Source organism: Pseudomonas weihenstephanensis (assembly GCF_016812185.1).
Classification (GTDB): Bacteria; Pseudomonadota; Gammaproteobacteria; order Pseudomonadales; family Pseudomonadaceae; genus Aquipseudomonas; species Aquipseudomonas weihenstephanensis.
Genome location: NZ_JAAEBV010000001.1, coordinates 1,423,687 through 1,448,405 on the forward strand (window position 1 = coordinate 1,423,687; position 24,719 = coordinate 1,448,405).

Sequence of the window (24,719 nt, forward strand, 5' to 3'; positions counted from 1 at the left end):
CCCCGCGTAACCGGCAAAGCTACCTGAATGCGCAGTGCAGGGCAAACCAGCGCAGAGCAGAGGGCTGGCACTTTGCCACAGTCCAAGGCATGCTAGCCGCCCTTTGGGCGTCCCGCTTATAGTGCGCCTCGCACCTTAGCAGCCAAATCGCAGGATCACAGCTTGCCCAATGTCACACCGCCCAACTCCGCCTCCGCGCGCGCTCCAGGCCAATGGCTTGGCACACCTGTGCGCGGCACGTTAAAAGGCGCATTGGCGACGCTGGTCTTGCTGTTGTTGGCGATGCTGTTCTGGTTGTTGATTGAACAGTTTCGCGAAACCCTCGCGCACAAACGCCAATACAGCATCAATTACAGTGCCGATCTGGCCGATCACATCAGCCTGAGCATGGCCCTGCGCGCCGAAGTGGCGCTCAATCTGTTGCCCGCTCATGCCCCCCTCGCTAACCGGCAACAGTTGCAAGCGCTGGTCCATCAAATGCGCCAGTCGCTGCCTTCGCTGCAAAGCGTGGCCTTGCTCAACCCAAATGGCGAAGTGTTGATCGACAGCGGCGGTATCAGCCCGGACGCGGCCTACCTGCGTGACTGGATCAAACACAACCGCGCCCGCAAACGCACTGACGGTTACTACTTCAGCAATAGCAGCGATGCCGGCACGGCGTACCTGTTGCTGAATAAACTGGGCCACGACCCGCAGGGTTACTGGCTGCTGCGCATGAGCCCGGACCTGCTGCACAACCTGACGCGTCAAAACACCCTTGCCGACCGCCTACAATGGCGGATCGAAAACACGCAGACCCGCACCGTGCTGGGCCACAGCGCAGCTACGATGGCTTCGGCGGCCCCCCTCAGCCCGCAAGACGAGACCAACACCGTGCTGCTCACCCCGTTGAGCCACAGTGACTGGCAATTGCGCGGCCTGTTCGATGCCGATGAAGTCGTGGCCCACTTGCTGCCCGGACTGATCGGCAAATGCCTGCTGGGGCTGCTGTTTGCCCTGTTGCCAGTGGTCGCACTGGTCAACATGCGCCGTCGCCAACGCCAGGTGCATGAAGGCCGTCGCCGCTATTACGACATTTTTGAAGGCACCGGCGTGGCGCTGTGTGTGATGGACCTGTCCGGCCTGCCAGGGTTTTTGGAGCGCGAACAGCTTTATGACAGCAACGCGCTCAAGCAATGGATGAATCACAACCCCGAACAGCGTCGCCAGCTGTGCGAGCAGTTACGCATCACTGAAGTCAATCAGGTGGCGTTGCACTTGCTGGACGTGGACTCAGGCGCTGGCGCGTGGATGAAGCTGATCAGCGGCTGCCCGACCAACACGTCGGCCATCAGCTATCAAGTGATCGAAGCCGTCCTCAACCATCAGCAGCAGCTTGAGCTGGAAATCACGCTGGTAGATGCCAATGGCCAGGATCAGCACTTATGGTTGGTTCTGCGCCTGCCCGATAACCGCTGCGAATATCACGCGGTCATTTTGAGCATCAGTGACATCACCAGCCGCAAGCTGATTGAGTTGTCGCTGCAAGAGCGCGAAAGCTTCTGGTCCGATGTGGTGCGCACCGTGCCTGACCACCTGTATGTGCAGGATGTGATCAGCCAGCGGATGATTTTCAGCAACCACCATTTGGGCCACACCTTGGGGTACAACGCCACCGAACTGCAACAAATGGGCGCTTACTTCTGGGAGCTGCTGCTTCATCCTGAAGACGCCGAGCAGTACCACCGCTCGCGTCAGCAACAGCGCCATGGCGGCTATGCGCACTTACTGCAATGCCAACTGCGCTTCCGTCACAGCAATGGCGTGTGGCGCCGCTTTGACATTCGCGAGCAAGCCCTGGCTCGCGATGCCTATGATCAAGTCACGCGCATTGTCGGGGTGGCCAAAGACATCACCGATCAGATCGAAGCCAGCGAGTCCCTGCGCGACAGTGAGCAGCGCTATCGGATGCTGGCGGAAAGCATCAGCGACGTGATTTTCTCCACCAACAATACCTTGAAACTGAACTACGTCAGCCCCTCTGTACAAAGCGTATTGGGCTTTGATGCCGCATGGGTGTTCAAGAACGGCTGGCAATCGACCATTGCCAACCCGCAGCAGTTGGCAGGCGTTTACAGCCTGATGGAGCGGGTCAGCAACGCCCTCGACAACCCCGAGCAACTGTCGGCCCTGCGCACCCAACTGGACACCCAACTGTTTGTGTTCGATTGCCTGCGCGCCGACGGGCGCAAAATCCCTATCGAGCTGCGTCTGGTGTTGGTGTGGGATGAAAACGACGCCTTTGAAGGCATCCTCGGTGTGGGCCGTGATATCAGTCAGCAACGGCGTGCTGAAAAAGACCTGCGCATGGCCGCTACGGTGTTTGAGCATTCCACCTCAGCCATCCTCATCACTGACCCTGCGGGCTACATCGTGCAGGCCAACGAAGCGTTCAGCCGGGTCAGTGGCTACGCGGTGTCACAGGTGCTCGATCAATTGCCGAGCATGCTCACCGTCGATGAACAGCAGCAAGCGCACCTGCAATACGTGCTCAAGCAATTGCACCAGCACAACACCTGGGAAGGTGAAGTGTGGCTCAAGCGCCTCAATGGCGAGCATTACCCGGCATGGGTCGGCATCACGGCGGTGTTTGACGATGAAGGCGACCTCGCCAGTTACGTGTGCTTCTTCAGCGACATCAGCGAGCGCAAGGCCAGTGAGCAGCGGATTCACCGCCTGGCCTATTACGACGCCCTGACCCACCTGCCCAACCGCACCCTGTTCCAGGACCGCCTGCACACCGCGTTGCAACAGGCCGAGCGCAACAAGTCGTGGGTGGTGCTGATGTTCCTCGACCTCGACCGCTTCAAACCGATCAATGACTCATTGGGCCACGCCGCAGGCGACCGCATGCTCAAAGACATGGCCATCCGCCTGCTGGCCTGTGTGGACAATGACGACACAGTGGCGCGCATGGGCGGTGACGAATTCACCCTGCTGCTGCAACCGCGAGCCACCCGTGACATGGCGCTCAACCGCGCAATCAGCGTGGCTGAACAGATCCTCGCCAGCCTGGTGCAACCGTTTGTGCTCGAAAGCCGCGAGTTTTTCGTGACCGCCAGTATCGGCATCGCCTTGAGCCCCCAAGACGGCAATGAACTCAGCCAGTTGATGAAAAACGCCGACACGGCGATGTATCACGCCAAGGAGCGCGGCAAAAACAACTTCCAGTTCTATCAGGCGGACATGAACGCCAGCGCCCTGGAACGTCTCGAACTCGAAAGCGACCTGCGCCACGCACTGGAACAACAAGAATTCATCCTCTATTACCAGCCGCAATTCAGTGGCGACGGCAAACGCCTGACAGGGGCCGAAGCCCTGTTGCGCTGGAACCACCCGCGCCGCGGGTTAGTGCCGCCGGGGGACTTTATCCCGGTGCTCGAAGAACTCGGTTTGGTGGTGGACGTCGGCGACTGGGTGCTGGCCGAGTCGTGCCGCCAGCTCAAACATTGGCATCAGGCCAAAGTGCGGGTCCCCAAGGTCTCGGTCAACATCTCGGCGCGTCAGTTCTCTGATGGCCAATTGGGCACGCGTATCGCCACTATCCTCAAAGAAACCGGCTTGCCCCCCGCGTGCCTTGAGCTGGAACTGACCGAAAGCATCCTGATGCGAGAAGTCAGCGAAGCCCTGCAAATTCTCGCCAGCTTGAAGAACCTGGGCCTGAGCATTGCCGTGGATGACTTTGGCACGGGGTACTCATCGCTCAACTACCTCAAGCAATTCCCCATCGACGTGCTGAAAATTGACCGCACCTTTGTCGACGGTCTGCCGGAAGGCGAGCAAGATGCGCAAATTGCCCGTGCCATTATTGCGATGGCGCATAGCCTGAATCTGGCCGTGATCGCCGAAGGCGTCGAGACCCACGAGCAACTGGACTTTCTGCGCGAGCACGGCTGCGATGAAGTGCAGGGCTACCTGTTCGGCCGCCCGATGCCCGCGCGACAATTTGAAGCACGGTTCAGCCCCGAATCCCTGCCGGTCTTTGAATAAGCGCCTAAAGGCTATCAAAAAGACATCACCTGAAAGCCACTTGTCTGCCACATGATTGCCTTTCATATGCCAGATAAAACCCATTGAGTTAGAATGCGCTTCTTTTCTGCCCCCGATCCTTGAGGACCGCCATGTTCAGCCGTGATTTGACACTTGCCAAGTTCGACGCCGACCTTTTTGCCGCCATGGAGCAAGAAGCTCAGCGCCAGGAAGAACACATTGAGCTGATCGCTTCGGAAAACTACACCAGCCCAGCGGTGATGGAAGCTCAAGGCTCGGTGCTCACCAACAAATACGCCGAAGGTTACCCGGGCAAGCGTTACTACGGCGGTTGCGAATACGTCGACGTGGTTGAGCAACTGGCAATCGACCGTGCAAAAGAACTGTTCGGCGCCGATTACGCCAACGTTCAACCGCACGCAGGCTCGCAAGCCAACAGCGCGGTTTACCTGGCCCTGCTGTCGGCCGGTGACACCATTCTGGGCATGAGCCTGGCCCACGGCGGTCACTTGACCCACGGCGCCAGCGTTTCGTCCTCGGGCAAGCTGTACAACGCTGTGCAGTACGGCATCGACGCCAACGGCCTGATCGACTACGACGAAGTTGAACGCCTGGCGGTTGAACACAAGCCAAAAATGATCGTGGCCGGTTTCTCTGCCTACTCGCAGATCCTCGACTTCCCACGCTTTCGCGAAATCGCAGACAAAGTTGGCGCGTACCTGTTCGTCGACATGGCTCACGTAGCCGGTCTGGTGGCGGCGGGCGTTTACCCGAACCCGGTTCCGTTTGCTGACGTAGTCACCACCACCACGCACAAAACCCTGCGTGGCCCACGTGGCGGCCTGATCCTGGCCAAAGCCAACGCCGACATCGAGAAAAAGCTGAACTCGGCTGTTTTCCCGGGTTCGCAAGGCGGCCCACTGGAACACGTGATCGCAGGCAAGGCCGTTTGCTTTAAAGAAGCGCTGCAACCTGAGTTCAAGGTTTACCAGCAGCAAGTGGTGAAAAACGCCCAAGCGATGGCTTCGGTGTTCATCGAGCGCGGTTTTGACGTGGTATCGGGCGGTACTGAAAACCACTTGTTCCTGCTGTCGCTGATCAAGCAAGACATCTCGGGTAAAGATGCTGACGCCGCTTTGGGTAAAGCCTTCATCACCGTGAACAAAAACTCCGTACCTAACGACCCGCGTTCGCCGTTCGTGACCTCGGGTCTGCGTTTCGGTACACCCGCCGTTACCACGCGCGGTTTCAAAGTTGAAGAATGCCGTGAGCTGGCGACCTGGATCTGCGACATCCTGGACGACATCAATAACGAAGCCGTGATTGATGCCGTACGCGAGAAAGTAAAAGCCATTTGCAAGAAGCTGCCGGTTTACGGCAACTGAGTGTAAATAGTTGAACAAAAGCCCGGCTCTTGAGCCGGGCTTTTTTGTGGCTGTGAATCCTTGCGCAGGCGCTGGCGAAGACTGCAAGCGTTTGATCTTTTAGACGATCGCAGCCTTTGGCAGCGCCTACAGGAAGAGGTCAGGTGAGTTGGGCAAATCCCTCGCGGATCTTGGCCTCGGGTAAATCATCGGCAATAAATACCATCACGCTTTCACGCGCTTCGTCAGCGCGCCATTCGGTGTCCCAGTCAAAACCATACAATTTCAGTACGCCCTGAAACACTAAGCGCCGGTCTTCACCCGCAATGTTTAACACGCCTTTGTAACGCAGCAATTGCTTGCCGTGGTCTTCGAGCAGTTCATTCATGAACGCGCTCAGACTGTCGATATCCAGCGGTTTGTCTGTACGCAGTACCAGACTTGAGATGCGATCAACCGTGGCCGCTGGCTGCACCGGACGCAGGTTCAGGCCGCCACCCAGGTCGGCATTGAGGTTAAAGCCACGCACATCGAGCAGCTCGGCCAGGTCGATTTTGCCATGCTCGACCACACGGACCGGCGCACGGCGGTTAATGCGGGTCAGGCGCTCGCACAAGGCATCGAAGGTGGCATCGTCCACCAGGTCGCGCTTGCTCACCAGCAGCCGGTCAGCAAAGCCGATCTGTGCCTGGGCGATGGTTTGTGTCAGGTGGACATCGGCGTGAGCCGCATCGACCAAGGTAATGATGCCGTCCAGCAGATAACGCTCACGCAGCTCTTCATCGATAAAAAAGGTTTGCGCCACAGGTGCCGGATCGGCCAGCCCGGTGCATTCGATCACCAGTCGGTCGAAGGCAATTTCGCCACTGTCTAGCCGCTCAAGCAGCAAGTACAGCGCTTTGGTCAGGTCGGTGTGGATGGTGCAGCACACGCAACCGTTGGCCAGGGTCATCACTTGCACCGGCTCCTCACCCAACAGTTGGGTGTCGATCCCGGCGTCGCTGAATTCGTTTTCGATCACGGCGATTTTCAGCCCGTGCTCGGCCTTGAGCAAGTAACGCAGCAAAGTGGTTTTGCCGGCCCCTAAAAAGCCGCTAAGGATGGTGACGGGGATGGGAGAGGACATCAACAGTCTCCTGAAAAATTGAGGCCGCAAAAAAATGCAGGCGCGAACGCACTGGCGAAAGCATCAGGCCACTCAACAACATCGTTGACAGACATAAAGCCTTCGCAAGCGCGCTCGCACCTACACAGGCGTTAGCGGGTCAGCAGCACTTGGGGCCGCCCTTGCCGCCATAACGGGCCTCTTGGCGTTCACGAAAGAACGCCTCGTAGCTCATCACCGGTTTGTCCGGGTGCTTGGTTTGCATATGCTCGACGTAGTTGTCGTAGTCAGGCATGCCGACCATCAGGCGCGCGGCCTGACCGAGGTATTTACCGAGGCGACTCAGGTCATTGAACATGCGTGCAACCCTCTATCAGGCGTCAGGAACGGAGTGGTACGGCGACTCTTTATCCGTACGTTCTTTAGAACCCCAAGCCGCGATGCCCACTTTGATCGCAAAGAAGAGGATGCTGAACACCACGAACAGGAACAGCACGGTCAAACCGGCATTGGTGTAGGCGTTGATAATTACGTGCTGCATCTGATCGATGTTTTTGGCCGGTGCAATCACTTGGCCCGCGTCCAGCGCCGTGCTGTATTTGTTGGCCAGGGCCAGAAAACCGACAGCCGGGTTGGCATCGAACAACTTGATGAAGCCCGCAGTGGTGGTGCAAATCAGCAACCACACGGCTGGCAGCATGGTCACCCAAATGTAACGCTGACGTTTCATTTTGATCAGCACAACGGTGGCCAGCATCAGCGCGATACCCGCCAGCATCTGGTTAGAGATACCGAACAGCGGCCACAAGGTGTTGATCCCGCCCAGAGGGTCGATAACGCCCTGGTACAGCAGGTAGCCCCACATCGCCACACACAGGCCAGTGGCCAGCAAGTTGGCGCCCCACGACTCGGTGCGTTTGAGCGCGGGTACGAAGCTGCCAAGCAAGTCTTGCAGCATGAAGCGGCCAGCACGGGTACCGGCATCTACCGCGGTCAAAATGAACAAGGCTTCAAACAAAATGGCGAAGTGGTACCAAAACGCCATAGTGTTTTCGCCGGGCAACACGTTGTGCAGGATCTGCGCGATACCGACCGCCAGCGTAGGCGCGCCGCCAGCACGGGCCAGAACGGTGGTTTCACCGATGTCATGGGCCAGCGCTGTCAGGGCGTCAGGGGTAATTGCAAAGCCCCAGCTGCTTACGGTTTGCGCCACGCTCACCACATCGCCGCCCACAATTGCGGCGGGGCTGTTCATGGCGAAGTACACACCAGGCTCAATCACCGAAGCGGCAACCATTGCCATGATGGCGACGAACGACTCCATCAACATGCCGCCGTAACCGATGTAACGGGCGTTGCTTTCGTTATCCAGCAGTTTGGGGGTAGTACCCGAGGCAATCAGTGCGTGGAAACCCGATACCGCGCCGCACGCAATGGTGATGAACAAGAATGGGAACAGGCCGCCCTTCCAGACCGGACCGTTACCGTCGATGAACTGAGTGACCGCCGGCATTTTCAGCTCGGGCATGGTGACCAGAATCCCGATGGCCAATGCGACGATGGTGCCGATTTTAAGGAACGTCGACAGGTAATCACGCGGTGCCAGTACCAGCCACACCGGCAATACCGCCGCGACAAAGCCGTAACCGATCAGCATCCAGGTAATTTGCGTACCGGTGAAGGTGAACACCGGCGCCCACTCAGGGCTTGCCGCAATCTGGCCCCCCAGCCAAATGGAACCCAGCAACAACAGCACGCCCATCACGGAGATTTCACCGATGCGTCCCGGGCGGATGTAGCGCATGTAAATGCCCATGAACATCGCAATCGGGATGGTGGCCATCACCGTAAACATGCCCCACGGGCTCTCGGCCAGAGCTTTGACCACGATCAGCGCCAGCACCGCGAGGATGATGATCATGATCAGGAAGCAGCCAAACAGCGCGATGGTGCCCGGTATTTTGCCCATCTCCTCGCGCACCATGTCGCCCAGTGAGCGACCGTTGCGGCGGGTTGACATGAACAGGACCATGAAGTCCTGCACCGCACCGGCCAGCACCACACCGGCAATCAGCCAAAGTGTGCCCGGCAGGTAACCCATCTGCGCAGCCAGTACCGGGCCGACCAAAGGTCCGGCACCGGCAATGGCAGCAAAGTGGTGACCGAAAAGAATGTGTTTGTTGGTCGGCACATAGTCCAGACCATCGTTGTTGACCACCGCGGGCGTGGCGCGCAATGGGTCCAGCTGCATCACCTTGGTGGCGATGAACAAACTGTAATAACGATAAGCGACCAGATAGATGGCAACTGCTGCCACTACGATCCACAAAGCGTTGATCGCCTCGCCTCGGCGCAAGGCCACTACGCCCAAGGCGCAAGCTCCTACAATCGCCAGCACTAACCACGGAATGTGGCGTAGCAGGCTATTTTTATTATTCATTTTTATATTCCGGCCAGTTGGACAAGAAGGACTGCCCCCGGAGTTTAGCGTCCCCAGCACTAAAGACCAGCCCCTGACGTTGGTCTAGAGCCTTCTTTCAGGTTTTTTTGCACGGCTGACTTTTGCCGTTGTACGTCTATAGTTCAGGCATACCCGGAGGGTTTGAACATGCACCAGCACCCCGCAGAACGTCGGCGTTTTACCCGTATCCACTTCGATGCCCAGACAAAAATCAGTCAGGGGCCACTTCATTGGTCGGTCAAACTGCTGGATGTGTCACTTAAAGGGTTGCTGGTCGAAAAGCCGCTGAATTGGCACCCCGTCACAGAGCAGACATTTACCGCCAATATCCATCTCAGCGATGAGACGCACATCATCATGGACGTGCGCTTAGCCCATGTAGATGACCAGTACTTGGGCTTTGAGTGCACACACATCGGCCTGGACTCGATCAGCCACCTGCGGCGGCTGGTCGAATTGAATATGGGCGATGAACAATTACTGGAGCGAGAGTTACGGGCGCTGATCAGCACGCAGTAACTTATTCCTCGAATAAAGCATCCAGCGCCTGCTCCAGACGGGTCACGCCGATAATCTGCAGCCCCGGTGGCGACTCTTTCGGGGCATTGCCCTTGGGCACGATGGCGCGTTTAAAACCATGTTTGGCGGCCTCTTTTAGCCGCTCCTGACCACTGGGCACCGGCCGTACTTCACCTGACAACCCGACTTCGCCGAACACCAGCAAGTCGTGAGGCAACGGCCGATTACGCAGGCTGGACATCACGGCCGCCATCAACGCGAGGTCAGATGCGGTTTCCAGTACTTTGACCCCGCCCACCACGTTGAGAAACACATCCTGATCGTGGGTTGGAATGCCGCCATGACGGTGCAACACCGCGAGCAGCATCGCCAGTCGGTTTTGATCCAGTCCCAGCGTTACGCGCCGCGGGTTGGACATATGGCTGTCATCCACCAGCGCTTGCACTTCGACCAGCATCGGCCGCGTGCCCTCCCACGTCGCCATGACCACGCTACCAGGGACTTCTTCTTGTGCTCGCGTCAGGAAAATCGCCGAAGGGTTGGAGACTTCTTTCAAGCCCTTGTCGGTCATGCCGAATACACCCAGTTCGTTGACCGCGCCGAAACGGTTTTTTACTGCACGCAGTAAACGCAGACGCCCGTCGGACTCGCCCTCGAAATACAACACGGTGTCGACCATGTGTTCCAACACGCGCGGGCCCGCGAGCGCGCCCTCTTTGGTCACGTGGCCAACGAGGAAGATCGCCGTGCCGCTGGATTTTGCATAGCGCACCAACAACGCAGCGCTCTCGCGCACCTGCGAGACCCCGCCTGGCGCCGACTGCAACTGCTCAGTGAAGATGGTCTGGATCGAGTCGATCACCATCACCTTGGGTTTTTCGAGCTTGGCAGTGGCAATGATGTTTTCGATGCAGGTCTCGGTCATCACCTTCAGTTGATCCTGCGGCAAGCCCAGACGACGTGCGCGCATGGCCACTTGCTGCTGTGACTCCTCGCCGGTCACATACAGCGCGGGCATGCGCGTCGCCATGTGACACAAGGTTTGCAGCAGGATGGTGGACTTGCCGATGCCGGGGTCGCCACCGATCAACACCACGGAGCCATCTACCAGACCGCCGCCAAGCACCCGGTCCAACTCACCGGAAGCCGTAGAGAAACGCGGAATCTCTTCAATACTGACTTCTGCCAGGGTTTTGAGCTGGGCTTGTTGACCCGTCCAGCCGCTACGACCGCTGGGTGGAGCGGCTGCGCCACTTTCGACGATGGTTTCGACCAAGGTGTTCCACACACCGCACTCGGCGCACTGCCCTGACCACTTGGGAAAGGTTGCACCACACTCGGTGCAGCCGAAAATGCGCTTGGGCTTAGCCATCAGAACTCCACGGAAAAACCGCGATGATAGCCCACCCGGCCCGGATCAGTGCGACACCGGCATGCGGATTTCACCGTTGGCCAGCCGAGCGGCACTGTTGCCCAAGGGGTCTTCGGCGTTCAGATCGGCCCCTTTACCCGATAAGTCGTTGAGCAGATCAATCCGTTTGAACAGGCCCGCGTACATCGCGGCGGTCTGGCCTGCGCCGTTGCGCTGGTCAGGATTGCAGTCGGTGGCCAAAAGCCTGCGAGCGATCTTGAGTTCGCCTTTGAAAATCGCGCCCATCAGGGCTGTGTTACCGCGTTTGTCTTGCACACACGCATTGGCTCCCGCGGCGAGCAAGTGCTCCACGGCTTCGGACTGGCCGTGATACGCGGCCAGAATCAACGCGCTGTAGCCTTTGCTGTCTTGCGTGTCGAGCGAATAACCGGACTCGATGAAGGTGTCGAGCATCGCCACATCACCGCGGCGTGCGGCATCAAAGTAATAGTCCTGAAGCTGAACGCGCACATCGGGTTCTGCGGCGGCACAGATACCGCTGACAAGCAGCAAAGCCAAGGAAATAAAAACTCGCATAGTGAATTACCTGCAATGACGCGTTTGAATCAAAAGCCCCTCACCCTGGCCCTCTCCCAAAGGGAGAAGGAACTGACCGCGTGCGCATTCAAGAACATTACACGTCAGCTCCTTCTCCCTCCGGGAGAGGGTTGGGGTGAGGTCTAGCGGTTAATCAACCAGTTTGGCTGCCAGAGCCTTGACCCGTGCCAAGTCACCTTTGGCGACTTTTGTCACGCCTGTGCCGTACTCAGGATCAGCTTTGTAGAGGAACGACAAGATGATGTGCTTGCTTTCATCATCTGTTGTGGCCAGCGACCCGCCGAAGCTTTCAATCAGATCGTTACGCTCTTTCTTGTTGAATGAGCGGTACAAATCACCGGCCTGTTTGAAGTTTTGCTCACGCGTGATCTTCGCTTGCTGGGTCGTACCCGACAGCGTCATTTCGCTGTAACGCGCGGACTGTGGTTCTGCGCGCGGCTCCAGACGGCTAGGCTGATAGTTCACACCACTGCTGGTGTGACCCAGGTTCATCGCGCCGTCCTGATTGCCATTGTTCACCGAAACCCGTGGCGCGTTGATCGGCAGTTGCATTGCGTTAGCGCCCAGACGGTACATCTGGGTGTCGGCGTACGAGAAGACACGCCCTTGCAGCAAACGGTCTTCTGACGGTTCGATACCCGGTACCAGGTTGGCCGGGGCCATGGCGACCTGCTCGGTCTCCTGGAATACATTCGCCGGGTTGCGGTTAAGCACCATCTGGCCGACTTTACGCTCAGGCACATTCGGCCAGATTTTGGTCGCGTCCAACGGGTCGAAATCAAAGGTCTTCAGGTCTTCAGGCTTGAGCACCTGCACGTACAAGTCCCACTTGGGGAAGTCGCCGTTTTTGATGTGAGTGACCAGATCGTTGCTCATGTGGCTGTAGTCTTTGCCCTGAACCTCAGTCACTTGTTTTGGATCAAGGTTCTTCAAGCCTTGCAGGCTTTTCCAATGAAACTTGACGTAGCGCACGTCGCCCTTGGCGTTAACCAATTTGTAGGCGTGCACACCGTTGCCGTCCATTTCACGGTAGCTGGCGGGCGTACCCGCGTTGGAGTACAGCTCGGTCAGCGTGCGGGTCGCTTCTGGAACGTGGGAGAAAAAGTCGAAGCGGCGTGAGTCATCGTCCAGATTGGTGCGCGGATCGGGCTTGAAGGCGTGAACCATGTCCGGGAACTTGATCGCGTCCCGAATAAAGAACGTGGGGAAGTTGTTACCTACCAGGTCCCAGTTACCCTCTGCGGTATAGAACTTGGTAGCAAAACCACGCGGGTCACGCAGGGTTTCAGGCGAATGGTTGCCATGCACCACGGCCGAGAAACGCACAAATACCGGCGTGACTTCACCCGCTGCAAATACCTTGGCTTTGGTCAGGTCGCTCAAACCATTGGTCACGGTGAACGTGCCGTGAGCGCCCGTACCGCGAGCATGTACAACGCGCTCAGGGATACGCTCGCGGTCGAAACGTTGCAGTTTTTGCAACAATTGCACGTCTTGCAGCAGCACTGGACCGTTGGCTCCAGCCGTTTGAGAGTTTTGGTTATCACCAACAGCCGCGCCGTTGTCGCGTGTCAATGTAGCGGCCTGAACAGACGCCGACAGCAAGCTTGCGCTCAAAATACACAGCAGGCGACGCTGTGAAAGCAATCCGAAGCCAAGGGGGGTGGCCATGTGTAGATCCTCTAATTATTGGGTGCGCATCAACATGCACTGAGCAAAGGCTAGAGGTCCGCGCCGCGAATCCTAAATAGAAAGGTCTCAAGTCAGCCATTAAGAAAAAAAGCTGGTACAGGGCAATTTAATCGAGTAATTGGCGCCCCCTTGGCTAACGGGTGAAAACTTATGACGGTTCAGCAGGTCGATAACCTGCGCATAGAGGCAGTCAACCGATCAGGCAATATCTCCAATGCTGATTTACACTGCCTTTACCAATCTCATCTGTAACAAGGAATAACCTATGGGCGTGATAAGTGAGTTCAAGGCCTTCGCGGTCAAAGGGAACGTGGTCGATATGGCCGTGGGCATCATCATCGGCGCGGCGTTTGGCAAGATCGTGTCGTCCTTCGTCGGCGATGTCATCATGCCCCCCCTGGGATTGCTGATCGGCGGTGTGGATTTCAGTGACCTGGCCATTACCCTTAAAGCTGCCGTAGGCGATGCGCCTGCCGTGGTGCTGGCTTACGGTAAATTCATCCAGAGCGTGATTGATTTCATCATCGTCGCCTTTGCAATCTTTATGGGTGTCAAGGCGATCAACCGTCTGAAACGTGAAGAAGCCGTTGCACCGAGCGCACCACCCCTTCCGTCAAAAGAAGAAGAGTTGCTGGGCGAGATTCGTGATCTGCTTAAGGTCCAGAACAATCGACCTGAATGATCAATGAAAAAACGGCGCCTGAAGGCGCCGTTTTTTATTCGTTATGTTTATAAACAAACAGCTACCAGTAGTTCTCAACTGCGACTTGCCCGGGTCGACGCGTCAAACTTAGTTGCATATTTCGTTCTTTCAATAACTTACGTGAATCGTCAATCATCTGAGGATTACCACACAACATGACCCGCGAATGTTCTGCAGTTAACTGAGCGCCCACCCTCGCCTCAAGTTCACCCCTCTCAATAAGTGTGGTTATTCGGCCATGCAGTTCACCCGGTATTACCTCCCGAGTAACAATCGGCACATAGGTAAACTTGTGCGCATGCTGGGCGAGATACTCACGCGTCGTTAACTGATGGATCAAATCCTGATACGCCAACTCTTTTTGTTCCCTGGCGCTGTACACCAGAATAATGCGCTCAAATTTTTCCCACACCTCAAAGTCTTGCAGAATCGACAGAAACGGCGCGACACCCGTGCCCGTCGATAGCAACCACAGATCACGACCATCCACAAAACGGTCAAGCGTCAAATAACCGAAGGCCTGACGGTCAACCAGCACGCTATCACCCACCTGCAAGCGGCTGAGTTCACTGGTAAATTCTCCTCCGGGCACAACAATCGAGAAAAATTCCAGAAACTCATCATGAGGTGAAGAGACCATTGAGTACGCGCGCCAGACCGTGCTGCCATCGGCCTTGGTCACACCCAGTCGGGCAAATTGACCGGCCGTAAACCGGAACCCCTGATCACGCGTGGTGCGCAGGGTGAAGAGACTGGGGGTCAACGGGGTGACATCAAGGAGGGTTTGACGGGTGAATTTTTCTGCACTGGCAGTCATGGGGCACTCCATTGGCTAGTGCGCCTAGTGTCGCGCAAAGCAGCGGTGAGGAACACCGACGATTTGTGATGGCATTGTGTTCACAGCGCGGCGGAACCAATGGCAACTTCCAATCGCTTAATAGTCTATTGACATAGCCTATATACCCACACTCCTAAAATGGTTTTAAACCTATTACCCCCGCCCTATAAACACTAAACACTGGCGTCAAAATATACGCCTCTTATATATGTTGCCATGACACTCACCATGCAATTCGCCCTTATCGAATATCGATATTAGAGCAATCACACCAATCTGCTGTAAACAACCAAAACTCAAAATAAATTTAATGATTTTGAAACGTCCTACAAATCTAAACTACTATGGAGGTCGTCATGCAAATTGGATCACATCTTTAGGGGCAAGGGATCTCCTCATGAAAACTCACAATACCTTCTATGAAAATCAATGCATTACCCATAAAACCGAGTCTCAGCTTGCAGAATACACACTCAAAAAGATTGAAACATATGGATTTAACTTCTTTTTGTTCAGATTAATTCCACGCTTTGGAAGCATCTCAACGCATAGCAAAATCATTACAAACTATCCAAATGGATTTATGGAGTTGTATGAAAAAAGCCACTTCGTACAAAAAAACCCTATTGTTATTCACTGCCAACTCTCTATCTCACCCATTATTTGGGATGAAGAGCTGTTTCGTGACACACCCGAAATTTGGGCCGGCAATCAAGCGCACGGTTTGAATTACGGGTGGTCGCAGTCGGTGCATGACACAAAGGGGGTGGTCAGTATTTTGAGCCTGGCCAGGTCTTGCCCCCCTCTCACTGAAGATGAGTTTGAAGACAAGGCCGCCGGTGTGTTGTGGTTGTGCAACCAATTACACACCTCCATGACAACCCGGTACTTGCCACGCCACGTGGAACAGGCCCAACCCCACCGACTTTCAGCGCGAGAGTCAGAGGTACTGAAATGGACCGCTGAAGGAAAAACGGCTTTCGACATTGGCATGATTCTTAGCCTGACCACCCGTACGGTGAATTTCCATATCAGCAGTGCCATCCGAAAAATGGGGGCGAACAATAAAACCTCCGCCGTCGTCATCGCGACCAAGTCCGGCCTGTTATAAACGGGCGGCATTGCCGCCCTCCAGCATTCACCTGATAAACGCATCAGGTAATCTCCTGCGAAAAAAAGTAAAATCGCGCACACCTGTAAAACCCACGGACTCCAGCGTTGCTACCTGCCCCCCACGGCACGCACGCCGCTGCGATTCCTCAGAGTTTGTCCAAATGCCTGTGCTCGAAACCCCTTTCGCCCAACTCCAGTTGATCCGCCAGCCAGAACAACAGAATGAGCCTTTACAGGCTTTTGATGCGGCGGATGAATATTTGCTTAACCACCTTGCCGAACAGGGGCTGCCTTCTGGCAGCCGCGTTCTGGTGCTCAATGACAGTTTTGGTGCACTGGCTATCAGCCTGGTTAGCACGATGGACGTTACCAGCAGCAGCGACTCATGCCTCGCCATTCAAGCCCTGGAAAAAAATCTGTCGCGTAATCACCTCGCGTTTGATGCGGTCAAGGTCACGCCCGCCAGCGAACCTATGGTGGGGCCTTTCGACTGCGTGTTGATCAAAGTCCCCAAGACACTCGCACTGCTTGAAGAGCAACTGATTCGTTTACAAGGTCAATTGGGGCCCGGCACCCCGGTGATCGCTGGTGCCATGGTCAAACACTTGCCACGTGCTGCGGGGGATCTTCTGGAGCGCTACATCGGCCCGGTTCAGGCCTCTCTGGCCGTGAAGAAAGCACGCTTGCTGAGCGCGCAGGCGCAAGCCAAGCCCCTTTTCATATCGCCTTATCCGACGCGTTATCGCCTGGATGAACCGGCCATTGAACTGCTCAATCATGCCAACGTGTTCTGCCGGGAAGACCTGGACATCGGCACGCGCGCTTTCCTCCCGCATCTGCCAAAAAACCTGGGTGCAGCGCGAGTGGCCGATTTGGGCTGTGGCAATGGCGTATTAGCCATCGCCAGCGCACTGAACAACCCGGATGCTCATTACACACTGGTCGATGAGTCGTTTATGGCAGTGCAATCTGCCCGTGAAAACTGGCAGGCGGCATTGGGCGATCGTGACGTGATCGTGCGGGCTGATGACGGTTTGGCAGGCCAGGAACCCCAGTCTCTGGACGTGGTGCTGTGCAACCCGCCGTTTCATCAGCAGCAAGTAGTGGGCGACTTTCTGGCGTGGCGCATGTTCCACCAAGCCCGCGATGCGTTGGTGGTTGGTGGCGCGCTGTATATCGTCGGCAACCGCCATTTGGGCTACCACAGCAAGCTGGCCAAGCTGTTTCGCGGCGTAGAACAAGTGGCCGCCACGCCCAAGTTTGTGATTCTAAAAGCGCGCAAATAAACGCTGACCCCTTTAGTGGCTGCCCATGCGAAGTAAGGTTGTGACCCATCGCAGCCTTCGCCTCGTACAGCGACTACGGCGTTGCCGGCAGCCAAGCAAAAAAAACCCGCCGAAGCGGGTTATAAATCCGTGCTGCAAGGCAACGGGATGGGAAGTCGGTTGCTGCCTGATCAGTGGGTTTTCATACCCGCCGCCGACATGAACAAACGGACCAGCATGGCAAACACCGCCAGGCTCGCCACGCTGGCGGTCCAGATCACCAGCAACCAGCCAATGCGTTGCCACAGCGGCTTTTTCTCGCACTCTTGCACGTCGTTTAGATAATCTTTTCCGGCCATGTTCAGGCACTCCTCTGAAGGAAATGGCTGCGGCCCTCAGGCCGCAGCAGGCACGTCTAGTGGTAGCCGTCTTCGTGGGTCACCTTGCCGCGGAACACGTAGTAGCTCCAGAAGGTGTAACCCAGAATGAACGGAATGATGAACAAGGTCCCCACCAGCATGAAACCCTGGCTTTGCGGCGGCGCGGCCGCGTCCCAGATTGAAATCGAGGGGGGGATGATGTTCGGCCACAAGCTGATGCCCAAACCGCTGTAACCCAAAAAGATCAGCACCAGGGTCAACAGAAACGGCGTGTAATGGGCATTGCGGGCAATCGCTTTAAGCAGGCCATACATCGTCACCAACACCAGAATCGGCACCGGCAAGAACCAGAACAGGTTCGGCAAGGTAAACCAGCGCGCGGCGATGTCTGAATGCGCCAACGGTGTCCACAGGCTGACAACGCCCATCAAGACCAGCACAGCCAGTGCCAGCGGGCGACCCAGTTTGTGCATGCGCGCTTGCAGGTGGCCCTCGGTTTTCATGATCAGCCATGTGCAGCCCAGCAAAGCGTACGCCACGATCAGCGCAATCCCGCAAAACACAGTGAAGGGCGACAGCCAGTCCAGTCCACCGCCGGCATACTGGCGATTGACCACCGGGATGCCGTCAATGAAGGCACCCAGCGCCACCCCTTGGAAAAAAGTCGCCGCCACCGAGCCGCCGATGAACGCCTTGTCCCAGATATGACGCTTCTCGGCACGGGCCTTGAAGCGGAACTCAAAAGCCACGCCGCGGAAGATCAAGCCAATCAGCATCAACATCAATGGCAGATACAACGCTGACAACACTACCGAATAGGCCAGTGGGAAGGCGCCAAACAACGCCGCGCCCCCCAATACCAGCCAGGTTTCGTTACCGTCCCAAACGGGGGCAACGGTATTCATCATCACGTCGCGATCTTGCTCGCCCTTGATGAACGGAAAGAGGATGCCGATCCCGAGATCGAAACCATCCATCACCACGTACATCATGATCCCGAAGATGATGATGATTGCCCAGATAAGTGGCAGATCAATACCCATGACTCAATTCCCCTTATTCAGGCTGTCGCTGTGGCCTTCTTCTGTACCCTCGTGGGCAGCAGACAAAGGACGGGCAGGCGTGCGTTGCTGGCCTGGACCACCGGAGGGGTGCTCATCACCTTCATGGGTGATCGGGCCTTTGCGCACCAAGCGCATCATGTAACCCAGCCCTACACCAAACAGTGAGAAGTAGACCACTACAAACAGGATCAAGGTGATGCTCATCTGCGCCACGCTGTGGTTAGACGAGGCATCTGCGGTGCGCATCAAACCGTACACCACCCACGGTTGGCGACCTACCTCAGTGGTGAACCAGCCCGCCAGAATCGCGATCAGCCCCGACGGCCCCATCCACAACACCAGGCGCAAGAACCAACGGTTCTCGTACAACGTGCCACGCTTGCGCAGCCACACACTCCACAGTCCGATGAAGATCATGATCATGCCCAGCGCAACCATGATGCGGAAGGTAAAGAACACGATGGTCGAGTTGGGACGGTCGGCGGCCGGGTAGTCCTTCATCGCCGGGATTTGTTTGTCCAGGCTGTGGGTCAGGATCAGGCTGCCGAGGTAAGGAATTTCAACCTTGTAATCGGTGGTTTCGGTTTTCATGTTCGGGATGCCAAACAGGATCAGCGGCGTAGGCTCGCCGGGCTTGTTTTCCCAGTGGCCTTCAATAGCCGCGATTTTGACCGGTTGATACTCAAGCGTATTCAGACCGTGAGCATCACCGATAAACGCCTGAACCGGCGCAACCACCAGGGCCATCCACATCGCCATGGAAAACATACGACGAATGGCGGGCGTATTGCGGCCTCGCAGCAAGTGCCACGCACCGGATGCACCGACAAAAAACGCTGTCGCGACAAAGGCAGCGGTCGCCATGTGCGCCAAACGGTACGGGAACGAAGGGTTGAAGATCACCGCCAGCCAATCCACCGGGATCACACGGCCATCGATGATTTCAAAACCTTGCGGGGTCTGCATCCAGCTGTTGGACGCCAAAATCCAGAACGTGGAGACCAATGTGCCCAAGGCCACCATCGCAGTCGAGAAGAAGTGCATCCCTCGGCCCACGCGGTTCCAGCCAAAGAGCATGACGCCCAGGAAACCGGCTTCAAGGAAGAAGGCCGTGAGCACTTCGTAGGTCAACAGCGGCCCGGTCACCGCCCCTGCAAAGTCGGAAAATTGTGACCAGTTGGTACCGAACTGATAAGCCATGACCAGACCGGAAACCACGCCCATACCAAAATTGACAGCGAAAATTTTCGACCAAAAGTGATACAGATCGCGGTACGTGTCGTCACGGGTTTTCAGCCACATCCCTTCGAGCACCATGAGGTAACTGGCGAGACCGATAGTAATGGCGGGGAAAATGATGTGAAACGAAACGGTAAACGCGAACTGAATTCGGGCGAGATCTAAAGCCTCCAAACCGAACATAAGCCTTCCTCTATCAGGTATCAGGTCGTTCAGGACACGGGCACGGGCCTGTATCCAACTGTCCCGCAGGCTCTGGCCACAGCGAATCAGCGTTCGCTCTTTTAACCACAGCGCAAAGGGGATCTGGCCGGCTGGCCATTCCAGACAAAACACGAGACGTTTTGATCTGGATCAAGCATTGCTGAAAGAGTAGTCCATTCCGGGCAGGCGGCTAATGTGGTTTGTTGTCGCGTGACAGGTTGTCCCAGGCCCCGGAATAGACCTTTGCAGGAACGATAGGTAATCAATAAAGACTCATTGGCGCCGTACCGTTTGTCAGCTTTTAGACACCCTCTGCGCGTCATTATTTGTTACAGATTAATGATAATCTCGCGATCTCCCTTGCCAGCACTCACGGCTTTTAGATGACCTCCCCGCCCTTGTTGCTTCGCCATCACCGACCGTTCATCGCCTTTTGGTTTGCGCGTATTTTCACTGCCAGTGCGTTTCAGATGCTGACTGTGGCCATTGGCTGGAACCTCTATCAACTCACCGGCAATGTGATGGACCTTGGCTGGGTCGGGCTGATCGAGTTCGCCCCGCGCGTCATGTTTATGCTGCACACCGGGCATGTGGCGGATCGCTATGACCGGCGCAAGGTGGCAGCGTTATGCCAAACCCTACAAGGCATGATTGCGCTGACGCTGGCCATCAGCAGCGCTACGGGCCATGTCACGCGGGAAATGATCTTCATCCTGGCGTTTTTGCTGGGCAGTGCACGTTCATTCGAGATGCCGAGCACACAAGCACTCTTGCCTTCCATCGTACCGGTGAGCCTGTTTCCACGGGCGGTCGCTGCCGCGCAGGCAGCACAACAATCGGCAACCATTATTGCCCCGGCGTTTGGCGGGTTGCTGTACGCCTTTGGCAGTGTGTGGGTATATGGCCCTTCGGTGGCGCTGTACCTGATTGCCGCATTGCTGATGAGCAACCTGCCAGCCCGTCAGGCCCCTCTTAATAAAGGCAAAGCCACGCTGGACTCATTACTGGGGGGGATTCGTTTCATCCGCAGTCGCCCTGATGTGCTCGGCGCCATCTCTCTGGACTTGTTTGCCGTGCTACTGGGCGGGGCAACGGCGCTGTTGCCGGTATTTGCCAAAGACATTCTGCTCACTGGGCCTTGGGGCCTGGGCATGTTGCGCTCAGCCCCTGCCGTGGGCGCGCTGTTAATGTCGTTGTGGCTTGCGCGGTTCCCCGTGGAGCGCAAGGTCGGGCGCATCATGTTCACGGCTGTCGGTGTATTTGGGGTCGCAACCATCGCGTTCGGGTTGTCGACCTCATTCTGGTTTTCAATAGCGGTGCTGGTAGTGCTGGGTGCAGCGGACATGATCAGCATGGTTATCCGCGCCTCGTTTGTGCAGCTCGAAACCCCGGATGAAATGCGTGGCCGCGTGAGCGCAGTCAATGGCCTGTTTATCGGCGCCTCGAATCAGCTCGGTGAGTTTGAGTCAGGGGCCACCGCCCACTGGTTGGGTACCGTGCCGGCCGTGGTGCTGGGCGGCATCGGCACATTGGTGGTGACCGGGCTGTGGATAAAACTGTTCCCCGGGCTGGCTAATCGCGACCGGATGGTCGAAGACAAAAATCCGTAATCCCCGTATGCGCTGGCTGCGCATGGGTTAATGACGGATAGAGGGGACTTTAAGAGATCGCGCCGTGTTGGAAAAAAGCGTTGCTTCGCAGCCTGCGGCAGCGACTACCGTATATCGAGGCTGGCGCTGAGCCGGTCATGCGGGGGCACCAACGAAACGTTACTGAACTCAAACCTGCCGCCATCGGTGTTACTGAACGTGAAGGTGTGAAGGTAACCAACGGTGCTTCCTGCACCATTGCATACCACTAAACCTTCGGCCTGGTTGCATAGCGGGGCGCTTTCGCCTTTCAACCTTTGGCCGTTGAACGTGACATTGGGCTGAGGGTTGCCATAGCCGCGTTCCAATACATAGACGCGCACCTTTGTACCGTGGTGCTCGCGCACAGTACGCGTCTTGCTGCCTACCTCCTCGTCAGCGCCCGTAACAGACGTCACCTGGAGGATTTCAATGCTGTCCAGCCGGGTCGCTGGCGCAGCGCTTAAACCCACACTCATAAACAGGCTGAAACAAGCTAAAACAGATTTAAATGTGCGCGTCATAAGTCCCCCGAAAAACTGGCACACAGTATGCCTGTCACCTGCGCGTTACAAAACATCGGCCCACACCAAAACCAAAGCAGCCATACGTCGAAGCTGCTGGTATGATGCGCGGCTTTTTCCGACAGACAGAAAATCTTCAGGCGTTCAAGGTCTGTGCTTTGCTGTTGAACACGATTTAATTACGGCGCCTGGGGCGCCACGGGGACTGGCATGCTGGAAAGGCTGTTTCAACTCAAGGCACACAACACCAACGTGCGTACCGAGATTCTTGCGGGTATCACCACGTTTCTGGCAATGGCCTACATCCTGTTCGTCAACCCGAGCATTCTGGGCGAAACCGGCATGGATAAAGGCGCGGTGTTTGTCGCGACCTGTCTGGCGGCCGCCATCGGCTCAGCAATCATGGGCATCATCGCCAACTACCCGATTGCATTGGCACCGGGCATGGGCCTGAACGCCTTCTTCACTTATACCGTGGTGCTGCATATGGGCCACACCTGGCAAGTGGCGCTGGGTGCGGTCTTCATTTCTGCTGTGCTGTTCTTTCTGTTGTCGATCTTCCGCATCCGCGAATGGATCATTAACAGCATTCCGCTGCCCCTGCGCTCAGCGATTGCTGCCGGTATCGGCTTGTTCCTGGCGTTGATCGCACTGGGTAACGCCGGCATCGTGGTGGCCAACAAGGCCACGCTGGTTGGCATGGGCGACTTGACCCAACCCAAAGTCATTCTCGCCTCGCTGGGCTTTGCCCTGATCGTGGCACTTGAAGCCATGAAGGTACGCGGCGCCGTGCTGATCGGCATTCTGGGCGTGACCGTGGCCTCCATCGTCATGGGCGTGACCGAGTTCGGTGGCGTGATGTCGATGCCGCCTTCGCTGGCCCCCACCTTCCTGCAACTGGACATCAAGGGTGCGCTGGACATCGGGCTGATCAGCGTCATTTTCGCCTTCCTGTTCGTCGACCTGTTCGACAACTCCGGCACCCTGATCGGGGTTGCCAAGCGCGCGGGCCTGATGGGCAAAGACGGCCACATGCCGAAAATGGGCCGCGCCCTGATCGCTGACAGCACCGCGGCCATGGCCGGTTCACTGCTCGGCACCTCGACCACCACCAGCTACATCGAGTCGGCAGCGGGCGTGAGCGCCGGTGGCCGTACCGGCTTAACTGCCATCGTGGTCGGCATCATGTTCTTGCTCGCACTGTTCTTCTCGCCACTGGCGGCCAGCGTACCGGCATTCGCCACCGCGCCTGCCCTGATGTTCGTGGCCGTATTGATGATGAGTGGCCTGGCTGAAATCGAATGGGATGACGTGACCGTCGCCGCGCCGGTGGTCATCACCGCTCTGGCAATGCCGTTTACATACTCCATCGCCAACGGCATCGCCTTCGGCTTTATTTCCTGGACCGTGATCAAGTTGCTGTCGGGCCGCGCACGCGAGCTGAACGCGCCGCTGATCATTCTGTCGGTTCTGTTCGTGGTCAAGTTGGGTTGGTTTAACGCATGAGTGCCTTGCCGTTTGATTCTGCTACTTACGCCGTAGAACTGGAGGCCAAGGCCAACCGTCTGCGCGAGTTGCTGGCGCCGTTCGATGCCCCAGAACCTCAAGTTTTCGATTCGCCATTGAAAAACTTCCGCCTGCGCGCCGAGTTCCGCTTGTGGCGCGAAGGTGGCGAGCGTCACTACGCGATGTTTGCCCCTGAAGATAAACGTACGCCAATCCTGATCGAAGACTTCCCGATTGCCAGCCTGCGCATCAATCAACTGATGCCACAGCTCAAGGCCGCCTGGAAAGCCAGTTCGGCCCTGAGCCACAAGCTGTTTCAGGTCGAGTTCCAAACCACGCTGGCGGGCGATGCGATGGTCACCTTGTGCTATCACCGCCCGCTGGACGAGCACTGGCAAACGGCCGCCGAGCAACTGGCCAAAGACCTCGACATCAGTGTCATTGGCCGCTCGAAGGGCAAGCGTATCGTCATTGGTCGCGATCACGTCGTAGAAAAGCTCGAAGTCGCTGGCCGTGTCTTCAGTTATCAACAACCGGAAGGCGCCTTCACTCAGCCTAATGGCACGGTCAACCAGAAGATGCTCAATTGGGCGTACGACGCTTTGGGCGAACGGGCGGATGACCTGCTGGAGTTGTATTGCGGCAACGGCAACTTCACCTTGCCGTTGGCCACCCGCGTGCGCAAAGTGCTAGCCACCGAAATCAGCAAGACCTCGGTATATGCCGCACTGAACAACCTTAGCGACAACGCTGTGGATAACGTCACCTTGGTGCGCTTGTCGGCCGAAGAGTTGACCGAAGCCCTGAATGAAGTACGTCCGTTCCGCCGCTTGCAAGGCATTGACCTGAAAAGCTACGACTTCGGGAGCGTCTTTGTTGACCCGCCGCGCGCAGGCATGGACCCGGACACCTGCGAGCTGACCCGTCGCTTCGACAATATCCTGTACATCTCATGCAACCCGCTGACCCTGGCCGAAAACATCGCTCAACTGCATGACACTCACCGCATTGAGCGTTGTGCCGTGTTTGACCAATTCCCGTGGACGCACCACATGGAATCGGGTGTGTTGTTGGTTCGCCGGTAAACGCTTCGCGAGGCTGATAAGCGCGGGGCGT

The 24,719-nt window shown here is 56.8% G+C and carries 20 protein-coding genes; 9 read left to right on the forward strand and 11 right to left on the reverse strand.

Annotated features, from left to right (window positions below; all coding sequences use genetic code 11):
- Nucleotides 1-162 precede the first annotated feature (162 nt).
- Both GYN01_RS06480 and glyA read left to right on the forward strand, forming a co-directional pair.
- Nucleotides 163-4,029 (forward strand): bifunctional diguanylate cyclase/phosphodiesterase, encoded by a 3,867-nt coding sequence (locus tag GYN01_RS06480; protein ID WP_203306746.1) that lies wholly within the window; start codon nucleotides 163-165, stop codon nucleotides 4,027-4,029.
- Nucleotides 4,030-4,160: 131 nt separating this feature from the next.
- Nucleotides 4,161-5,414, forward strand: a complete 1,254-nt coding sequence (gene glyA / locus GYN01_RS06485) for a serine hydroxymethyltransferase (RefSeq protein WP_048362438.1) — start codon at nucleotides 4,161-4,163, stop codon at nucleotides 5,412-5,414.
- A 139-nt stretch (nucleotides 5,415-5,553) separates the two neighbouring features.
- Here glyA and yjiA read toward each other — a convergent pair whose 3' ends face one another.
- From yjiA to GYN01_RS06500, 3 genes are all read right to left on the reverse strand, one after another.
- Nucleotides 5,554-6,519, reverse strand: a complete 966-nt coding sequence (gene yjiA, locus GYN01_RS06490) for a GTPase (protein ID WP_048362437.1) — start codon at nucleotides 6,517-6,519, stop codon at nucleotides 5,554-5,556.
- Between the two features lie 139 nt (nucleotides 6,520-6,658).
- Nucleotides 6,659-6,856: a YbdD/YjiX family protein gene (locus GYN01_RS06495; RefSeq protein WP_007937254.1), complete on the reverse strand. Its 198-nt coding sequence runs from the start codon at nucleotides 6,854-6,856 to the stop codon at nucleotides 6,659-6,661.
- Nucleotides 6,857-6,871: 15 nt separating this feature from the next.
- Nucleotides 6,872-8,938, reverse strand: a complete 2,067-nt coding sequence (locus GYN01_RS06500; protein WP_048362436.1) for a carbon starvation CstA family protein — start codon at nucleotides 8,936-8,938, stop codon at nucleotides 6,872-6,874.
- 168 nt (nucleotides 8,939-9,106) lie between these two features.
- On the opposite strand from GYN01_RS06500, the gene GYN01_RS06505 reads away from it, so the two are divergent.
- Nucleotides 9,107-9,478 (forward strand): PilZ domain-containing protein, encoded by a 372-nt coding sequence (locus GYN01_RS06505; protein ID WP_048362435.1) that lies wholly within the window; start codon nucleotides 9,107-9,109, stop codon nucleotides 9,476-9,478.
- Between the two features lies 1 nt (nucleotide 9,479).
- Here the strand turns inward: GYN01_RS06505 and radA are convergent, their stop codons facing one another.
- The 3 genes from radA to katB all read right to left on the reverse strand — a co-directional run bounded on the left by radA (nucleotide 9,480) and on the right by katB (nucleotide 13,118).
- Nucleotides 9,480-10,850 (reverse strand): DNA repair protein RadA, encoded by a 1,371-nt coding sequence (radA, locus tag GYN01_RS06510; RefSeq protein ID WP_048362434.1) that lies wholly within the window; start codon nucleotides 10,848-10,850, stop codon nucleotides 9,480-9,482.
- Nucleotides 10,851-10,895: 45 nt separating this feature from the next.
- Complete coding sequence (locus GYN01_RS06515; protein ID WP_048362433.1) at nucleotides 10,896-11,426, reverse strand: ankyrin repeat domain-containing protein; 531 nt, start codon at nucleotides 11,424-11,426, stop codon at nucleotides 10,896-10,898.
- Nucleotides 11,427-11,576: 150 nt separating this feature from the next.
- The gene (katB, locus tag GYN01_RS06520; RefSeq protein ID WP_048401399.1) at nucleotides 11,577-13,118 is read right to left on the reverse strand and encodes a catalase KatB; all 1,542 of its coding nucleotides are present in this window, start codon (nucleotides 13,116-13,118) and stop codon (nucleotides 11,577-11,579) included.
- A gap of 286 nt (nucleotides 13,119-13,404) precedes the next feature.
- Here katB and mscL point away from each other — a divergent pair, with 286 nt between their 5' ends.
- Complete coding sequence (mscL, locus tag GYN01_RS06525; protein WP_048362431.1) at nucleotides 13,405-13,821, forward strand: large-conductance mechanosensitive channel protein MscL; 417 nt, start codon at nucleotides 13,405-13,407, stop codon at nucleotides 13,819-13,821.
- A gap of 61 nt (nucleotides 13,822-13,882) precedes the next feature.
- Here mscL and GYN01_RS06530 read toward each other — a convergent pair whose 3' ends face one another.
- A complete protein-coding gene (locus tag GYN01_RS06530) occupies nucleotides 13,883-14,659 on the reverse strand; it encodes a ferredoxin--NADP reductase (RefSeq protein WP_048362430.1) in 777 nt (258 codons plus the stop codon).
- A 418-nt stretch (nucleotides 14,660-15,077) separates the two neighbouring features.
- Here GYN01_RS06530 and GYN01_RS06535 point away from each other — a divergent pair, with 418 nt between their 5' ends.
- Together GYN01_RS06535 and GYN01_RS06540 are read left to right on the forward strand one after the other, a co-directional pair.
- Nucleotides 15,078-15,791, forward strand: a complete 714-nt coding sequence (locus tag GYN01_RS06535; RefSeq protein ID WP_203306747.1) for an autoinducer binding domain-containing protein — start codon at nucleotides 15,078-15,080, stop codon at nucleotides 15,789-15,791.
- 163 nt (nucleotides 15,792-15,954) lie between these two features.
- On the forward strand, nucleotides 15,955-17,079 hold the full coding sequence (locus GYN01_RS06540) for a methyltransferase (RefSeq protein ID WP_203306748.1): 1,125 nt from the start codon (nucleotides 15,955-15,957) through the stop codon (nucleotides 17,077-17,079).
- A 170-nt stretch (nucleotides 17,080-17,249) separates the two neighbouring features.
- Here the strand turns inward: GYN01_RS06540 and GYN01_RS06545 are convergent, their stop codons facing one another.
- From GYN01_RS06545 to GYN01_RS06555, 3 genes are read right to left on the reverse strand one after another with little or no spacing between them, the layout of a single operon-like run.
- Entirely contained in the window at nucleotides 17,250-17,417 is a 168-nt protein-coding gene (locus tag GYN01_RS06545; RefSeq protein ID WP_048362428.1) for a DUF2474 domain-containing protein, read from the reverse strand.
- 56 nt (nucleotides 17,418-17,473) lie between these two features.
- Nucleotides 17,474-18,481: a cytochrome d ubiquinol oxidase subunit II gene (gene cydB, locus GYN01_RS06550; protein ID WP_048362427.1), complete on the reverse strand. Its 1,008-nt coding sequence runs from the start codon at nucleotides 18,479-18,481 to the stop codon at nucleotides 17,474-17,476.
- A 3-nt stretch (nucleotides 18,482-18,484) separates the two neighbouring features.
- Nucleotides 18,485-19,924: a cytochrome ubiquinol oxidase subunit I gene (locus GYN01_RS06555; RefSeq protein WP_203306749.1), complete on the reverse strand. Its 1,440-nt coding sequence runs from the start codon at nucleotides 19,922-19,924 to the stop codon at nucleotides 18,485-18,487.
- A gap of 404 nt (nucleotides 19,925-20,328) precedes the next feature.
- On the opposite strand from GYN01_RS06555, the gene GYN01_RS06560 reads away from it, so the two are divergent.
- The gene (locus GYN01_RS06560) at nucleotides 20,329-21,555 is read left to right on the forward strand and encodes an MFS transporter (protein ID WP_048401403.1); all 1,227 of its coding nucleotides are present in this window, start codon (nucleotides 20,329-20,331) and stop codon (nucleotides 21,553-21,555) included.
- A 104-nt stretch (nucleotides 21,556-21,659) separates the two neighbouring features.
- On the opposite strand, the gene GYN01_RS06565 is transcribed toward GYN01_RS06560, so the two are convergent.
- Nucleotides 21,660-22,097: a DUF4879 domain-containing protein gene (locus tag GYN01_RS06565; RefSeq protein WP_048401405.1), complete on the reverse strand. Its 438-nt coding sequence runs from the start codon at nucleotides 22,095-22,097 to the stop codon at nucleotides 21,660-21,662.
- 210 nt (nucleotides 22,098-22,307) lie between these two features.
- Here GYN01_RS06565 and GYN01_RS06570 point away from each other — a divergent pair, with 210 nt between their 5' ends.
- Nucleotides 22,308-23,603 (forward strand): NCS2 family permease, encoded by a 1,296-nt coding sequence (locus GYN01_RS06570; protein ID WP_048362423.1) that lies wholly within the window; start codon nucleotides 22,308-22,310, stop codon nucleotides 23,601-23,603.
- Nucleotides 23,600-24,688, forward strand: coding sequence for a tRNA (uridine(54)-C5)-methyltransferase TrmA (gene trmA, locus GYN01_RS06575; RefSeq protein WP_048401407.1), 1,089 nt, complete (start codon nucleotides 23,600-23,602; stop codon nucleotides 24,686-24,688). Before GYN01_RS06570 ends, trmA begins: the two co-directional genes overlap by 4 nt.
- The last annotated feature ends 31 nt before the right edge of the window (nucleotides 24,689-24,719 follow it).

Excerpts from the sequence above, each read along its gene's own strand:
- radA (WP_048362434.1), bottom strand. The coding sequence starts at position 10,850 with ATGGCTAAGCCCAAGCGCATTTTCGGCTGCACCGAGTGTGGTGCAACC.
- GYN01_RS06500 (WP_048362436.1), bottom strand. The coding sequence starts at position 8,938 with ATGAATAATAAAAATAGCCTGCTACGCCACATTCCGTGGTTAGTGCTG.
- mscL (WP_048362431.1), top strand. The coding sequence starts at position 13,405 with ATGGGCGTGATAAGTGAGTTCAAGGCCTTCGCGGTCAAAGGGAACGTG.
- GYN01_RS06535 (WP_203306747.1), top strand. The coding sequence starts at position 15,078 with ATGAAAACTCACAATACCTTCTATGAAAATCAATGCATTACCCATAAA.
- GYN01_RS06505 (WP_048362435.1), top strand. The coding sequence starts at position 9,107 with ATGCACCAGCACCCCGCAGAACGTCGGCGTTTTACCCGTATCCACTTC.
- katB (WP_048401399.1), bottom strand. The coding sequence starts at position 13,118 with ATGGCCACCCCCCTTGGCTTCGGATTGCTTTCACAGCGTCGCCTGCTG.
- cydB (WP_048362427.1), bottom strand. The coding sequence starts at position 18,481 with ATGGGTATTGATCTGCCACTTATCTGGGCAATCATCATCATCTTCGGG.
- yjiA (WP_048362437.1), bottom strand. The coding sequence starts at position 6,519 with ATGTCCTCTCCCATCCCCGTCACCATCCTTAGCGGCTTTTTAGGGGCC.
- GYN01_RS06565 (WP_048401405.1), bottom strand. The coding sequence starts at position 22,097 with ATGACGCGCACATTTAAATCTGTTTTAGCTTGTTTCAGCCTGTTTATG.
- GYN01_RS06570 (WP_048362423.1), top strand. The coding sequence starts at position 22,308 with ATGCTGGAAAGGCTGTTTCAACTCAAGGCACACAACACCAACGTGCGT.
- GYN01_RS06540 (WP_203306748.1), top strand. The coding sequence starts at position 15,955 with ATGCCTGTGCTCGAAACCCCTTTCGCCCAACTCCAGTTGATCCGCCAG.
- trmA (WP_048401407.1), top strand. The coding sequence starts at position 23,600 with ATGAGTGCCTTGCCGTTTGATTCTGCTACTTACGCCGTAGAACTGGAG.
- GYN01_RS06515 (WP_048362433.1), bottom strand. The coding sequence starts at position 11,426 with ATGCGAGTTTTTATTTCCTTGGCTTTGCTGCTTGTCAGCGGTATCTGT.
- glyA (WP_048362438.1), top strand. The coding sequence starts at position 4,161 with ATGTTCAGCCGTGATTTGACACTTGCCAAGTTCGACGCCGACCTTTTT.
- GYN01_RS06555 (WP_203306749.1), bottom strand. The coding sequence starts at position 19,924 with ATGTTCGGTTTGGAGGCTTTAGATCTCGCCCGAATTCAGTTCGCGTTT.
- GYN01_RS06560 (WP_048401403.1), top strand. The coding sequence starts at position 20,329 with ATGACCTCCCCGCCCTTGTTGCTTCGCCATCACCGACCGTTCATCGCC.
- GYN01_RS06495 (WP_007937254.1), bottom strand. The coding sequence starts at position 6,856 with ATGTTCAATGACCTGAGTCGCCTCGGTAAATACCTCGGTCAGGCCGCG.
- GYN01_RS06545 (WP_048362428.1), bottom strand. The coding sequence starts at position 17,417 with ATGGCCGGAAAAGATTATCTAAACGACGTGCAAGAGTGCGAGAAAAAG.
- GYN01_RS06530 (WP_048362430.1), bottom strand. The coding sequence starts at position 14,659 with ATGACTGCCAGTGCAGAAAAATTCACCCGTCAAACCCTCCTTGATGTC.